A 13860-nucleotide genomic window follows, 5' to 3' on the forward strand; every position below is an offset into this window, starting at 1 on the left:
ACTAGAACAAAGGCGGGAGCATGTACGCACGCACCGACCGGACCACCGCCAGCCGCTCCCGGGACCGGATGAGCTACGACGCCGACGCCGCGCACGCGGTCCTCGACGAGGCGTACCACTGCGCGCTCGGGTTCACCGTCGACGGCGAGCCCCGGGTGCTGCCCACCCTGCACGTCCGCATCGGCGACACCCTCTACCTGCACGGATCCACCGGCAGCCGGCCGCTGCTCGCCGCCCGGGGCGACGGGCTGCCGGTCTGCGTCACGGTGACCCTGCTCGACGGCCTGGTCTACGCACGCTCCCAGTTCCACCACAGCGCCAACTACCGGTCGGTCGTCGCGCACGGCACCGCGCACCTGGTCACCGACGAGCGGGAGAAGGCGCGGGTGCTCACCGCGCTGGTGGAGAAGGTCGGCGCCGGGCGCAGCGCCGACAGCCGACCGCCGTCGCGCCGGGAGCTGGCCGAGACCGCCGTGCTGGCCCTGCCGCTGCGGGAGGTCTCCGTCCGCGCCCGCACCGGCGGCGTACGCGACGACGAGGCCGACCTCGCCCTGCCGCACTGGGCCGGGGTGGTGCCGCTGCGGCTCACCGCCGGGCTGCCCGAGCCGGACGCCGGGGTGACCGCGCCGGTGCCGGCATACCTGCGGCCGGCCCCCACGCCGTGGCTGGAACCGGCAGTGCTGCGCGGGGAGCACGTGGTGCTGGAACCCCTCGACCTCGCGCACGCCGACGAGCTGCACGCGGCGACCGCCGATCCGGAGGTCTGGCAGCACCTGGGCAGCCCGCTGCCGGCCGACCCCGCCGGCACCGCCGAGGTGGTCGCCGCCGCGCTGGCCGCCCACCGCCGGGGCGAGCGGGTGCCGTGGGTGCAGCGTTGCGCCGTCACCGGCGCGGTGGTCGGCACCACCTCCTACTACGAGGTGGACCCGGAGCGCCGGTCGGTCGCGATCGGCTACACCTTCCTGGGCCGGCCGTGGTGGCGCACCGGGATCAACACCGAGGCGAAGCTGCTGCTGCTCACCCGCGCCTTCGAGGAACTGGGCGCGGTGCGGGTGGTCTGGCACACCGACATCCGCAACGAGCGCTCCCAGCGGGCGATCGAGCGCCTCGGCGCGTCCCGCGAGGGGGTGCTGCGGATGCACAAGCTCCGCCCGGACGGCTCGTGGCGGGACACCGTGCAGTATTCGATGACCGTCGACGAGTGGCCAAACGCACAGGTCGCGCTGCGGGAAAGGCTTCGCCGGACGGCACCGGTGGCCCGATGATGTCGGGCGTGCTGGGCATCACCGACATCTGGACGTACGTGCTGGGCACCGTGGCGATCGTGCTGTTGCCCGGGCCCAACTCCCTCTTCGTGCTCTCCACCGCCGCGCAGCGCGGTGTGGCCGCCGGCTACCGGGCCGCCGGCGGGGTCTTCGTCGGCGACGGGGTGCTGATGTTCCTCTCCGCCGCCGGGGTGGCGTCGCTGCTCAAGGCGTACCCGCCACTCTTCCTGGTGATCAAGTACGCCGGCGCCGCGTACCTCGGCTACGTGGGGTTGACGATGCTGCGCGGCGCGTGGCGGCGCTGGCGCGACCGCAACGACCCGGCCACGCCGCGGCTGATCGACGCCGCGGAGCCGGTGGCGATGCGCAGCCCGTTCCGCAAGGCGCTCGTGGTCAGCCTGCTCAACCCGAAGGCGATCCTGTTCTTCGTCTCGTTCTTCATCCAGTTCGTCGACCCGGGCTACGCGTGGCCGGCGCTGTCGTTCCTCCTGCTCGGGCTGATCGCCCAGGTCACCAGCGCGCTCTACCTGACCGCGCTGATCTTCGCCGGGACCTTCCTGGCGGCCCAGTTCCGCCAGCGCCGCCGCCTCGCCGCCGGCGCCACCACCGGCGTCGCCGCCCTCTTCCTCGGCTTCAGCCTGAAACTCGCCACCGCCACCGTCTGACCTTCCGACCCTTCCGACCCTTCCCCCTCCCCGCCCTGACCTCCCGCGATCTTGCACTTTCGGCCCTCGTTACGGGCGATAAGTCCGATATACCGGGACACAAAGTGCAAGATCGCGGGAGCGAGGGTGGGGCGGGGCGGGAGTGCGGGTGGGCGGGGGTGGGGTGGGGTGGGGGGTCAGGTGCCGTCGCCGGAGCCGCCGATGCCGGCTCCGCCGGCGGTGCCGCCCAGGCCGAAACCGGGGCGGGTGGGCTCGTCCGGCGGGCGGCTGACGTGCGCCGACTCCGCGATGGTCGCGGACCAGTCGGCGTGCGCGGCGGCCGCGGCGTGCCGGTTGATCGCCGCGCGCAGCCAGCCGTCCACCGTCGCCACCCAGTCCCGCCGGTCGGCGCCGACGTGCCAGATCCGGAATCGACTGATGCTCTGGTGGGTGATCCCGGCCAGGGCCAGCCGCCGGTCCAGCCAGAAGATGACCTCCAGGCCGGCCGGGTTGGCGATGAAGATCAGCTCCAGCTCGGTGATCGGCCCGGCGTAGAGCGGCGCCACCCAGAATCCCAGCCGCTGGTGCAGCGGCAGGGTCTGTTCCACCCCCGGCAGCCGGGCGTCGACCAGGCCGGCCTGGCGCAGGCTGAAGCCCAGCGTGTCGAGGGCGGCCAGGATGTGCGCCTGGGTGGGTAGCGGGTGCACGAAGACCGGCACCATCGCGCCCTGGTCGAGCTGCGGCTCGACCGCCACCTCGGTGCGCAGCCCCATCCGCAGGCTGAGCAGGGGCACCCCGCCGAAGATGGTCACCGGGGTCTCCCAGGGCAGCGGGAACTCGAACGGGATCGTGCGGCCCCGCCCGGCCCGCAGCACGAAGCCGTCGGCGAGGGTCGCCTGGTGGAACTGCACCAGGCGGCGGGGCGCCTCCGGGTCGTCCGGCTCCGCCGTGGTGACCAGGCCGAGCCGGACGTGCAGCACCGGCACGTCGGTCGAGCCGGCGATGACCGTGACCCGCCCGGGCAGCCGCAGCCCGGGGCGGGTGCTCGGGTTGGCCAGGGCGGTGCGGACGGAGAGCCCGGTCCACCCGGACTCCGGCGACACCCCGGTCAACCGCACCCGCACTCCCCCGTCCGCATCCCGCGTTCCGGCGGACCCGCTGGGGACCGGGCCTCGCCGCGATCGGGCGCGCGAGTCACCCCGCGCAGCCCGTGCGCCACCCGCCCCCGGCCCGTGTCCCACCCGGTACCGACCTGAGCGTCACCAGGCCCCGGCCCGAGCGCCACCCGGTACCGGCACGAGCGCACCCGGCCCGGTCCCTCCAGCCTTGCGGACCTGGCGGACGTCCGTGCGGTCTTCGCCGAAGACCGCACGGTCCGACGTGCCGGACCACGCCGGGCCGCCCCCACGCCTCACCGGGGGCGGCCCGCGGGTCTCACCTCATGCGTCGGCCGCGCGGCACCGGGTCGGTCTCGTCGTCGAACTCGCCGATGACCTCCTCCAGGAGGTCCTCCAGCGCGACGAACCCGATCGGCCGGGTCGGGCCGCCGCCGTTGCGCACGAGCGCGAGCTGGGACTGCCGGGCCCGCATCGCCGCCACCGCGTCGGTCACCGTGGCCGCGGCGGGCAGGGTGAACGCGCTGGTCATCAGGTCGCCGGCGGTGACGCTGCGGCCCGTGGTGGTGGCCCGCACCGCCTCCCGGACGTGGACGAGGCCGCAGACGTCGCCGTTCGCGTCCAGCACGGCCAGCCGCGACCGGCCGCTGTCCCGGCTGACCTGCTCGATCCGGGCGGCGTCCTCGTCCCGGCGGACCGTCACCATCTGGTGGAACGGCTCCATCACCTGGGCCACCGTGGTGCCCTGCAATTCCAGCATGCTGGTCAGCAACTGGTGCTGCTCGACGCCGAGCAGCCCGTGCTCGCGGGACTGCTCCAGCAGGATGCGCAGCTCGTCGGGGCCGTGCACCTGGGCGAGCTGGTCCTGCGGGTTGACCTTGACGAGCCGCAGCATCGCGTTGGCCAGGGCGTTCATCACCGACAGCACCGGCCGGGCGACCCGCGCGAAGGCGCGGAACGGCAACGCCAGCAGCATCGCCGAGCGCTCGGCGTCGGTGATCGCCCAGGACTTCGGCGCCATCTCGCCGACCACCAGGTGCAGGAAGGTGACCAGGCTGAGGGCGAAGACCAACGCGACCGCGTGGCTCGCGGCGTCCGGCAGCCCGACCGCGTGCAGCAGCGGGCTGAGCAGGTGCTCGATCGCCGGCTCGGCGAGCGCACCGAGCCCCAGGGTGCACAGCGTGATGCCGAGTTGCGCGCCGGCGAGCATCAGCGACAGCTCGCGTACGCCCTCCAGGGCGGCCCGGGCGGCCCGGCCGCCACCGGCCGCCGCCTGCTCCAGGCGGTAGCGCTTGCTGGCCACCAGGGCGAACTCGGCGGCCACGAAGAAGCCGTTCAGCGCCAGCAGGATCACCGACGTGAACAGCGCTATGCCCGGACTCACTCGGACACCTCCCGGGACTCGGCGAGCCGCAGCCGGACCGAATCGGCCACGTGCCGGTCGACGGCCAGCACCTCGACCAGGGCGCGCGGCTCGACCGCGCCGTCCTCGCCGTCGGCGAGCAGGCTGATCTCCAGCCGGTCACCGACCTCGGGCACCCGGCCCAGCTCCCGCATGACCAGGCCGGAGAGGGTGTCGTACTCCGGGGCCTCGGGCAGCTCGATGCCGGTGCTGTCGGCGACCTCGTCGATGCGCCAGCGCGCGGGCACCACCCAGGAGCCGTCCTCCTGCCGGGCCGGGGCCCGCTCGGGCGGGTCGTCCTCGTCCCGGATCGGGCCGACCAGCTCCTCGGCGATGTCCTCCAGCGTGATCACGCCGGCGAAGCCGCCGTACTCGTCGACCACGCAGGCGAGCTGCCGGTGGCCGGAGCGGAGTCGGTCCAGCACGGTCGGCAGCGGCAGCGTCTCCGGCACCAGCAGCGGCGGGCCGGCGACCGCGCTGACCGGGGTGGTCGCGCGCCGCTCGGGGGGCACCCCGAGCACGTCGGCGATGCCGATGACGCCGATCAGGTCGTCGACGCCCTCCGCGCCGCGCACGGGGAAGCGGGACTTGCCGGTGTCCAGCAGCTCCACCACCCGGCTGACCGGCTCGTGCGCGCGTACGGTGTGCACGTCGACGCGGGGCACCATGGCCTCGCCCGCGGTCAGCTCGCGGAAGTCGAGCCCCCGGTCGAGCAGCGTGGACATCTCGGCGGTCAGGTGCCCCTCCTGGCGGGACTCGGCGATGATCTGTTCCAGGTCCTCCGGGGTGGCGCCGCTGGGCAGCTCCTCGATCGGCTCGATGCCGACGCGGCGGAGCAGCCGCACCGCGGCGCGGTCGAAGAGCTTGATCAGCGGACCGGCCACCTTGAGGTACATCAGGGTGGAGCGGCTCAGGGCCTTGGCCAGCGGTTCGGCCCGGGCGATGGCGAGGTTCTTCGGGGCCAGCTCGCCCAGGACCATCTGCACCACGGTCGCGATGACCAGGGCCAGGGCGACCGAGAGCGGCAGGCTGACCGCCGTGGAGACGCCGGCCACGCCGAGGAGTTCGGCCAGCCCGGCGCCGAGGAACGGCTCGGCGACGTAACCGACCAGCAGGGCGGTGACGGTGATGCCGAGCTGCGCGCCGGAGAGCATGAACGACAGCCGTCCGGTCACTTCCAGGGCCCGGGCGGCGGCCTTGTCGCCGTCGTCGGCGAGCTGCTTGAGCCTGCCCCGGTCGACGGTGACGTAACCGAACTCCTGGGCCACGAAGTAACCGGTGGCGGCGGTGAGCACGATGATGAAGAGGAGACCAACGACGATCAACACGGGTCGCTCAGGGCTCCCGGGGACGTCGGGGTCGGGATACGCCGGGCAGGACCCGGCTGGCTACTGCTGCCCTCCTGGGCAGAGGAGTCGATCATGCAGCCATTTTATCCGCGCCGGCTGTACGCCCGCTGAAGGTGCGTCGAAGGCCCCCTGTCGTCCGGTTACCCGGCGTGGACAGGGGGCCGTCACCCGGCGTGGACAGGGGGCCGTGCCGGCTCAGCTCTGGGTGATCCGCACGTCGTCCACGGCCGCCTCGACGAGGCTGGCGCCGCTGGCATCCGCCGCGTCGACGACGATCCGTACGGTCTGTCCCCGCAGGGCCGAGACGTCAACGCCGGCGCTCTGCCAGGCCGCCGCCCGGTCGGTCGCGGCCCCGGTCACGTTCAGCGCCGTGACGGTGCCGCTGCCCACCACCCGCACGCGCAGGTAGTCGGCGCTGCTGGCGTTGTTCAGGTGGGCCAGGTACCAGGAGAACGAGAGGGTCAGCGTGCCGGTCGACGGCAGCGTGATCGCCGGCGACTGGATGGTGCTCACCCCGCCGTCGAGGTCGTACGCCCCGGCGCTGCTGCCGGCGAGCGGCCCGGTGACCAGGTCGTAGCTGCCGCTGACGGTTGTGCCGAGCTGGGTGGCCACGCCGGAGCTGGTGGCCGCGGGGTCGCCGCGCTCCCACCGGCCGAGGGTGGCGGTGTCGGTGCCGGCCGGGTTCGCGGTCCATCCGGTCGCGGTCTCGAAGGTGTCGCTCCAGACCGTGCTGCCCGGCGGGGCCCCGGCCCCGGCCAGCGCCCACACCGTGTACGCGATCGCGTCGGCGTTGCGGTCCAGCGCGGTGTCGTTGATGTTGGCGGTGGTGTCGCAGGACCGGTGGTAGCACGGGTCGAACGCCTGGCCGGCCGTGCCGCCCCAGAGCGAGGCGTGGGTGCTGGACTTGATCCCCTCGGCCCCGGTGAAGGTGCCGCCGGCCGGGATGCCGACGTTGATGAACGGCCCGTAGTCGCTGCGGCCGTCGAAGTCGGTGCCCCGGGTGGGCACGCCGATCGAGGTGAAGTACGCCTGGATGGTCTGCTCGATCTGCGCCGAGCCGGCCGGGCCCGGCCCGGAGCCCACCCCGTCGGAGTTGTCGCCGTCGTAGACGAAGTAACCGGCGTTGGGCGAGCCGACCATGTCGAAGTTGAGGTACTGCTTGATCTTGGTGCGCTCGGTCGACGGCAGGTTGTTCACGTAGTACTGCGAGCCGCGCAGCCCCAGTTCCTCGGCGCCCCACCAACCGAAGCGCAGGTGCTTCGTGGGGGTGAGGCCGCTGCGGGCCACCGCGAGGGCGGTCTCCAGGATCGCCGCCGAGCCGGAGCCGTTGTCGTTGATGCCGGGACCGGCGGAGACGCTGTCCAGGTGCGCCCCGGTCATGACCACCTGGTTCGGGTCGCCGCCGGGCCAGTCGGCGATCAGGTTGTAGCCGGTGGCGCCGTTGTAGGTGAACGACTGCACCACGGTGCTGAACCCGGCCGCGTCGAGCTGGCCTTTGACGTAGTTGACGGAGGCGAGGTAGCCGGGGCGGCCGTGCGCCCGGTTGCCGCCGTTGGCGGTGGCGATGGACTGGAACTGGGACAGGTGTGCCTTCACGTTGGCCAGCGGGACGTCGGGCGCGGCCAGCGCCGCGGACCCGCCGGCACGGGCGGCGGGAGCGGCGGGAGCGGCCGGGGCGGCGGCGCCGGCCGCTCCGGTGGGCGCGACGGTCGCCGAGGAGGCGGTCAGGGCCGCCGCCGCCACGGCCACCGCGGCCAGCCAGGCGGAGCGGGGGGTACGAGGTCTCATGGGTCCTCCGGGTGGGGGGCGGGGTCCGGCTCCCGCCGGGTGGGTGGTCACCGGGGACGGCCATCGATCGATAGCCATCATTGCGAAGCGTGCAGCGGGACCGGCCACCCGGCAAGACGCAAGACTCAGAATCGCCGCATTCCCCGAATTGGGACGCCCGCGGCCCGGCGGTGCGGACGGCGCACGTCAGCGGTCGGCGAGCTCGTCGGCGTCGAGGAGGTCGGGGTCCACCCGGCCGGCGCGGTAGGCGGCCCGGCCGATCATCTGCGCGGCCACCGGAGCGGTCGCCAGCTGGAAGATCCCGACCAGGGCCACCATGCCCAGGTCGGCCGGGGCGCGCAGTCGCAGGGCCACGCCGAGCAGCAGGAGCAGCACCCCGAGCACCTGCGGCTTGGTGGCCGCGTGCATCCGGTCCAGCGTGGCCGGGAAGCGCAGCACCCCGATGCCGGCGGCGAGACTCAGCAGCGCGCCGGCCACCAGGCAGCCGGCGCCGACCCAGTCGGCGACGGTGCCGAACATCACCCCTCCTCCTTCTCGCGGACGGCGAAGCGGACCAGCGACACCGAGCCGACGAAGCCGAGCAGGGAGAGCACCACCAGCACCGGCAGGGTGCTGGCGTGGCGGTTCACCGCCGCCTCGGCGCCGACGGCGCCGACCATGGTGGCGAGCAGCATGTCGGCGGCGACCACGCGGTCGATCAGGGACGGCCCCCGGTAGAGCCGGGCCAGCGCGAGCAGCGCGGTCACCGAGAACAGGACGGTGAGGACGACGACGAGGAACGCGGTCACGGTCCAGAGCCCCTCTCGACGGGATCGGTGGCCACCTGGCGCAGCTCCGCGGTGGAGCCCACCGCCCGGACGATCCGCCGCTCGACGGCGAGGATCCGCTCCCGGCTGTCGGTCAGGTCCTGCGGGCCGTGGACGTCGAGCACGTGCACGTAGAGGACCCCGGCGTCCCGGTCCACCTCGACGATCAGGGTGCCCGGCACCAACGAGACCGCCTCGGCGGTGAGCGCCAGATTCAGGTCGGTACGCACGCGCAGCCGAACCGCGATGATCGCGCCCCGCGGCCGGTAGCCCGGCTGCACCGCGATCCGGGCGACGTGCAGGCTGGCGCTGACCAGCTCGCCGACGAAACGCACCAGGAAGACCAGCAGCGGCCCGGGGCGCAGCCGCCCGCCGAAGGTGACCGGCGGCAGCGGGAAGAACAGCAGCACCGCCCCGGCCACCAGCACCCCGCCGACCAGGTTGCCCCAGGAGAACTTGCCCCAGAGCAGGCTCCAGACCAGCACCAGCCAGCCGAGGGCGATCAGTTGGTCCCGCCACCTCGCCGCCCGCTCCCGAGGCGACGCGCCGGACTCCGGGTTCACGGGGCACCGCCGGGCAGCACGGAACGGATGTACGGGGTGCGTTCGCGCAGGTCGACGGCCGCGTCGGCGGTGACGTCGAAGAGCGGCCCGGCGACGACGGTCAGCACCAGCCCCAGCGCGACCAGCGCGACCGTCGCGCCGACCATCAGCCGGGGGAGCCGGACCGCCGGCTCGGCGGTGGCCAGCCGGGGGGCGCGCCAGAAGGCGATGTTCCACACCCGCGAGGCCACGTAGAGGGTGAGCAGGCTGGTCACGGCGCCGGCCGCGACCAGCGCGCCGGGCAGCGGGCCGCCGGCCGCCACCCCGGCCTGGAGCAGGCCGAGCTTGCCGAGGAACCCGGAGAACGGCGGCACGCCGGCGAGGTTCATGGCCGGCACGAAGAAGAGCGTCCCGAGCAACGGCGCCACCCGGGCCAGCCCGCCGAGGCGGCGCAGGTCGGTGCTGCCCGCCCGCTCCTCGACCAGCCCGGCGACCAGGAACAGCGTGGTCTGGATGGTGATGTGGTGCACCACGTAGAAGATCGCGCCGGACAGCCCGGCCACGGTGCTCAGCGCCACCCCGAAGATCATGTAGCCGATGTGGCTGACCAGGGTGAACGAGAAGAGCCGCTTCATGTCGGACTGGGCCACCGCGCCGAGGATGCCGACCACCATGGTCAGCCCGGCCACCACCATCAGCAGCCCGGCCACCTGGCCGTCGGGGAAGAGCAGCGTCTCGGTCCGGATGATCGCGTAGACGCCGACCTTGGTGAGCAGGCCGGCGAAGACCGCCGTGACCGGGGCCGGTGCGGTCGGATAGCTGTCCGGCAGCCACGCCGAGAGCGGGAAGACCGCCGCCTTGACCCCGAAGGCGAGCAGCAGCATCAGCTGCAGACTGAGCCGTACGCCGTCCGGCAGGACGTCCAGCCGGTGGGCGAGCTGGGCCATGTTCAGCGTGCCGGTGGCCGCGTACACGAGGCCCACCGCGGTGAGGAACAGCATCGAGGAGAGGATGCTGACCACCACGTACGTCGAGCCGGTGCGGATCCGCGTCTCGGTGCCGCCGAGGGTGATCAGCACGAAGCTCGCGGCCAGCAGGATCTCGAACCCGACGAAGAGGTTGAACAGGTCGCCCGCGAGGAACGCGTTCGTCACGCCGGCGGTCAGCACCAGGTAGGTGGGGTGGTAGATGGTCACGGGAACGGTCTCACCGAAGTCCCCCTGGCCCTGCCCGACGGAGTAGAGCAGCACGCACAGCGTCACCGCCGACGAGACCACCAGCATCAGCGCGGCCAACTGGTCGGCGACCAGCACGATGCCCACCGGTGCCGGCCACCCGCCGACCTGCACCACCACCGGCCCGTGCCGGTACGCCTGCACCAGCAGCAGCGCCGCCACCGCCAGCGTGCCGGCGAGGCAGGCCACGCTGACCACCCGTTGCAGCCCCGGCCACCGGGCCAGCAGCAGGGTCAGCGCCGCGCCCAGCAGCGGCACCACCACCGGCAGCGGCACGAGGGCGTTCACGGGGCGATCCCGTCCGCGTACCCGGTCATCCGGGACCGTCCCCGGGCCGGAGCCGGCGCGGCAGCTCGGGGTCGACCTGCTCGGGGTCGGCGTCCGGGCCCTCGCCGCCGAGGTCGGCGGTGGCCACCTCGTTGCGCTCCGCCGCCCGCCTGATCTGCCGGTCCTCGATGTCGTCGGGGACCTCGTCGTCGCCGGTCAGGTACCAGCTGCGGTAGCTCACGGCCAGCAGGAACGCGGTCAGCCCGAAGGTGATCACGATCGCGGTGAGGATCATGGCCTGCGGCAGCGCGTCACTCAGCCGGCCGGCGGGCGCGGCGCCGACCACCGGGGCGGCGCCCGCCCGCCCACCCATCAGGATGAGCGCGTTGACCCCGTTGCCGAGCAGGATGACGCCGAGCAGGATCCGGGTCAGGCTGCGCTCCAGCAGCAGGGTGACCCCGCAGCCGACCAGCACGCCGACGGCGACGACCAGCACCAGGGTCGGTCCCTCCACCCCCGGCCTCACGTCCGCTCCCCGCCCCGGTCGACGCGCAGCCCGCCGCCGGACGCGCTGGCCGCCTCGATGTGCCGGTCCACCTCGGCGCCGAGACTGCGCAGGATGTCCAGCACCAGCCCGACCACGACGAGGTAGACCCCGACGTCGAAGAAGAGGGACGTGACCAGGTAGAAGTCGCCGATCAGCGGCAGCCACAGGTCGATCCGGGCGCTCTCGAGCACCGATCCGCCCGCGAGCAGCGCGACCACCCCGGTGCCGATCGAGACGAGGAGGCCGGCGCCGAGCACCGTGCCGGCGCCGACCGGCGCGGCCTCGGCCAGCTCGTCGCGGCCGCCGGCCAGGTAGCGCACGACCAGCGCCAGGCTCGCCACCAGGCCGCCGGCGAACCCGCCGCCCGGGGCGTTGTGGCCGGAGAAGAGCAGGAACAGGGAGAAGACCACCACGGTGTGGAAGATCAGCCGGGTGACCACCTCCAGCACGATGGAACGCCGCCGCTCGTGCAGGGTCGCGCCGCCGCGCAGCCAGACCGGGCGGCCCGGCCGGCGCGCCGGACCGGACGGCTCGGGGCGGCGGGGACGCGGCCCCGTCCGGGACCGCTGGAAGATCAGGCTGGCCACGCCGGTCGCGGCCACCACCAGCACCGCCAGCTCCCCCATCGTGTCCCAGGCCCGGATGTCGACGAGGGTCACGTTGACCACGTTGCGGCCGCACCCCTGGCTGACGGCGAGGTCGGGGAAGGCGTCGGAGATGGTGGGCGCGTTCCGGGCCGCCGCGGCGGTCAGCGCCAGCCCGGCCGCCACCACGCCGGCCGCCACGCCGATCGCCCGGCGCACCCAGCGGCGCCGGCGCGGGCGGGCCGAGAACCGCTCGGGCAGCCGGCGCAGCACCAGTACGAACACCGCGATGGTCGCGGTCTCCACGAGGAACTGCGTCAGCGCCAGGTCCGGCGCGCCGTAGAGCACGAAGAGCATCGCGCTGCCGTAGCCCGTCATCCCCACCAGCAGCATCGCCGTCAGCCGTCGCCGGGCGCCCACCCCGAGCACCGCCGCCACGGTCACCACGGCCACCACCACGACCTGCAACGGGCTGTCCCAGAGGTCGATCCGGTCCCGCCACGGCCGGGTGGCCAGCATCGCCCCACCGGGCAGCACCGTGAGGGCGAGCAGGATGATCCCGAGGTACTGCGGCAGCGAACCCCGCTGGGTAACGCTGGTGACCTCGATGGCCAGCCGGTCGAACCGGCCGATGACCCACTCGTACCCCTGGTTGCCGCTGACCGGGACGTGCAGCCGGGCCAGCGCCGGGGCGAGGGGGCCGCGCAGCGCGTGCAGCGCCGCGCCGCCGGCCACGGCGAGGGCGGAGAAGCCGAGCGCGGGGCTGAGGCCGTGCCACAGCGCCAGGTGCCCGCCGACCGTGCCGAAGAGTTCGGCGTACGGGGCGAGCAGGCCGTCGAGGATCCCGGCGGCCGGGCCGGCGACCAGCCCGAGGACGGCCAGCAGGGCCGGCGGGGCAAGCATCGGCACGGCGATCCGCCCCGGGTCGGACGGCTCCACGCCGGGCCGGGTGGCGAACGCGCCCCAGACGAACCGGGCGCTGTAGGCGACGGTGAGCGCGGTGCCGGCCACCAGCACGGCGAGCACCACCGGCCGGTCGGTGAAGGCGGCCAGCACGGCCTCCTTCGCGACGAAGCCGACCAGCGGCGGCAGGCCGGCCATCGACGCGGCGGCGAGCACCGCGACGGTGGCCAGCAGCGGCGCCCGCCGGCCCAGGCCGGACAACTCCCGCAGGTCGCGGGTGCCGGCATCGTGGTCGACGATGCCGACGACGAGGAACAGCGCCGCCTTGAACAGGGCGTGGGCCAGCAGCATGGCCACGCCGGCCAGCGCGGCGTCCGGGGTGCCCGCCCCGACGACCACGGCGAGCAGGCCGAGCTGGCTGACCGTGCCGTACGCCAGCAGCAGCTTCAGGTCGGTCTGCCGCAGCGCCGCCCAGCCGCCCGCCAGCATGGTCGCCAGGCCGGCGACCACCACCACCGGCCGCCACGGGCCGACGCCCGCCAGCACCGGGGCGAGCAGCCCGATCAGGTAGACGCCGGCCTTCACCATCGCGGCGGCGTGCAGGTACGCGCTCACCGGCGTGGGGGCCGCCATCGCCACCGGCAGCCAGGAGCTGAACGGCAGCACCGCCGACTTGGACAGCGCCCCGGCCAGGATCAGCAGCACCGCCGTGACCAGGTACGCCCCGCCGGGCAGCGGACCGGCAGCGATCTCGGACCACCGGTAGCTGCCGGCGTGGTGGCCGAGCATGATGAACCCGACCAGCATGGCCAGCCCGCCGAGAGTGGTCACGGTCAGCGCCTGGGCGGCCGCCCAGCGGCTGGCACGCCGCTCCGTGCTGTGCCCGATCAGCAGGTACGAGAAGATCGTGGTCAGCTCCCAGCAGACGTAGAGCAGCAGCAGGTCGTCGGCGAGGACGAGCCCGAGCATCGCCCCGGCGAAGGCCACCAGCACGGCCGCGAACCGGGCCATCCCGACCGACCCGGGGCCGAAGTAGCGGGCGCTGTAGACGAGGACCAGCGCGCCGACGCCGCCGACGAGCAGGGTCATCAGCCAGGACAGGGTGGTCAGCCGCAGCGCCAGGTCGAGCCCGAGCTGCCGGATCCACGGGTACGTCTCCACCACCGCCCCGCCGTCGCGGACGGCCGGCGTGCGGGCCAGCGCCCAGCCGACGGCGGCGGCTGGCGCCAGCGCCAGCGCGTAGCAGGCACGCGGACCCCACCGCCGGACCAGCAGCGGCGCCAGGAGGGCCGCCACGAGGTGGAGGATCAGCAGTACGAGCACCCGCACTCCCGGTCGAGGTGGCAGCGGCGCGCGCCGGAGGTGGGCCGGCACCTAGGTGCGATCAGACGCCAGATGACCGCCCGTCGGGCC

The 13860-nt window shown here is 74.1% G+C and carries 12 protein-coding genes; 2 read left to right on the forward strand and 10 right to left on the reverse strand.

Going from position 1 to position 13860, the window contains the following annotated elements; genetic code table 11:
• Window positions 1–20: 20 nt before the first annotated feature.
• Both ACGF5G_RS22070 and leuE read left to right on the forward strand, forming a co-directional pair.
• A complete protein-coding gene (locus ACGF5G_RS22070) occupies window positions 21–1265 on the forward strand; it encodes a bifunctional pyridoxamine 5'-phosphate oxidase family protein/GNAT family N-acetyltransferase (RefSeq protein ID WP_393265474.1) in 1245 nt (414 codons plus the stop codon).
• Entirely contained in the window at window positions 1262–1930 is a 669-nt protein-coding gene (leuE, locus tag ACGF5G_RS22075) for a leucine efflux protein LeuE (RefSeq protein WP_350705081.1), read from the forward strand. Before ACGF5G_RS22070 ends, leuE begins: the two co-directional genes overlap by 4 nt.
• Before the next feature lie 176 nt (window positions 1931–2106).
• Here the strand turns inward: leuE and ACGF5G_RS22080 are convergent, their stop codons facing one another.
• The 10 genes from ACGF5G_RS22080 to ACGF5G_RS22125 all read right to left on the reverse strand — a co-directional run bounded on the left by ACGF5G_RS22080 (window position 2107) and on the right by ACGF5G_RS22125 (window position 13770).
• Window positions 2107–3027, reverse strand: a complete 921-nt coding sequence (locus tag ACGF5G_RS22080; RefSeq protein ID WP_393265477.1) for a sporulation protein — start codon at window positions 3025–3027, stop codon at window positions 2107–2109.
• Between the two features lie 316 nt (window positions 3028–3343).
• A complete protein-coding gene (locus ACGF5G_RS22085) occupies window positions 3344–4408 on the reverse strand; it encodes a hemolysin family protein (protein ID WP_393265479.1) in 1065 nt (354 codons plus the stop codon).
• Entirely contained in the window at window positions 4405–5754 is a 1350-nt protein-coding gene (locus tag ACGF5G_RS22090) for a hemolysin family protein (protein WP_393265481.1), read from the reverse strand. The genes ACGF5G_RS22085 and ACGF5G_RS22090 overlap by 4 nt, the downstream gene beginning before the upstream one ends.
• A gap of 216 nt (window positions 5755–5970) precedes the next feature.
• On the reverse strand, window positions 5971–7563 hold the full coding sequence (locus ACGF5G_RS22095) for a M28 family peptidase (RefSeq protein ID WP_393265483.1): 1593 nt from the start codon (window positions 7561–7563) through the stop codon (window positions 5971–5973).
• Between the two features lie 186 nt (window positions 7564–7749).
• Window positions 7750–8082: a monovalent cation/H(+) antiporter subunit G gene (gene mnhG, locus ACGF5G_RS22100; RefSeq protein ID WP_393265486.1), complete on the reverse strand. Its 333-nt coding sequence runs from the start codon at window positions 8080–8082 to the stop codon at window positions 7750–7752.
• Entirely contained in the window at window positions 8082–8351 is a 270-nt protein-coding gene (locus ACGF5G_RS22105; protein ID WP_393265488.1) for a monovalent cation/H+ antiporter complex subunit F, read from the reverse strand. Before ACGF5G_RS22105 ends, mnhG begins: the two co-directional genes overlap by 1 nt.
• Complete coding sequence (locus ACGF5G_RS22110; protein ID WP_393265490.1) at window positions 8348–8932, reverse strand: Na+/H+ antiporter subunit E; 585 nt, start codon at window positions 8930–8932, stop codon at window positions 8348–8350. The genes ACGF5G_RS22105 and ACGF5G_RS22110 overlap by 4 nt, the downstream gene beginning before the upstream one ends.
• The gene (locus ACGF5G_RS22115; protein WP_393265493.1) at window positions 8929–10434 is read right to left on the reverse strand and encodes a Na+/H+ antiporter subunit D; all 1506 of its coding nucleotides are present in this window, start codon (window positions 10432–10434) and stop codon (window positions 8929–8931) included. Before ACGF5G_RS22115 ends, ACGF5G_RS22110 begins: the two co-directional genes overlap by 4 nt.
• Window positions 10435–10459: 25 nt before the next feature.
• Window positions 10460–10939: a Na(+)/H(+) antiporter subunit C gene (locus ACGF5G_RS22120; protein ID WP_393265495.1), complete on the reverse strand. Its 480-nt coding sequence runs from the start codon at window positions 10937–10939 to the stop codon at window positions 10460–10462.
• A complete protein-coding gene (locus tag ACGF5G_RS22125) occupies window positions 10936–13770 on the reverse strand; it encodes a Na+/H+ antiporter subunit A (protein WP_393265497.1) in 2835 nt (944 codons plus the stop codon). Before ACGF5G_RS22125 ends, ACGF5G_RS22120 begins: the two co-directional genes overlap by 4 nt.
• Window positions 13771–13860 lie beyond the last annotated feature (90 nt).

It is taken from the genome of Micromonospora sp. NPDC047730 (assembly GCF_043204765.1).
Classification (GTDB): domain Bacteria; phylum Actinomycetota; class Actinomycetes; order Mycobacteriales; family Micromonosporaceae; genus Micromonospora.

Excerpts from the sequence above, each read along its gene's own strand:
- ACGF5G_RS22070 (WP_393265474.1), top strand. The coding sequence starts at position 21 with ATGTACGCACGCACCGACCGGACCACCGCCAGCCGCTCCCGGGACCGG.
- leuE (WP_350705081.1), top strand. The coding sequence starts at position 1,262 with ATGATGTCGGGCGTGCTGGGCATCACCGACATCTGGACGTACGTGCTG.
- ACGF5G_RS22095 (WP_393265483.1), bottom strand. The coding sequence starts at position 7,563 with ATGAGACCTCGTACCCCCCGCTCCGCCTGGCTGGCCGCGGTGGCCGTG.
- mnhG (WP_393265486.1), bottom strand. The coding sequence starts at position 8,082 with ATGTTCGGCACCGTCGCCGACTGGGTCGGCGCCGGCTGCCTGGTGGCC.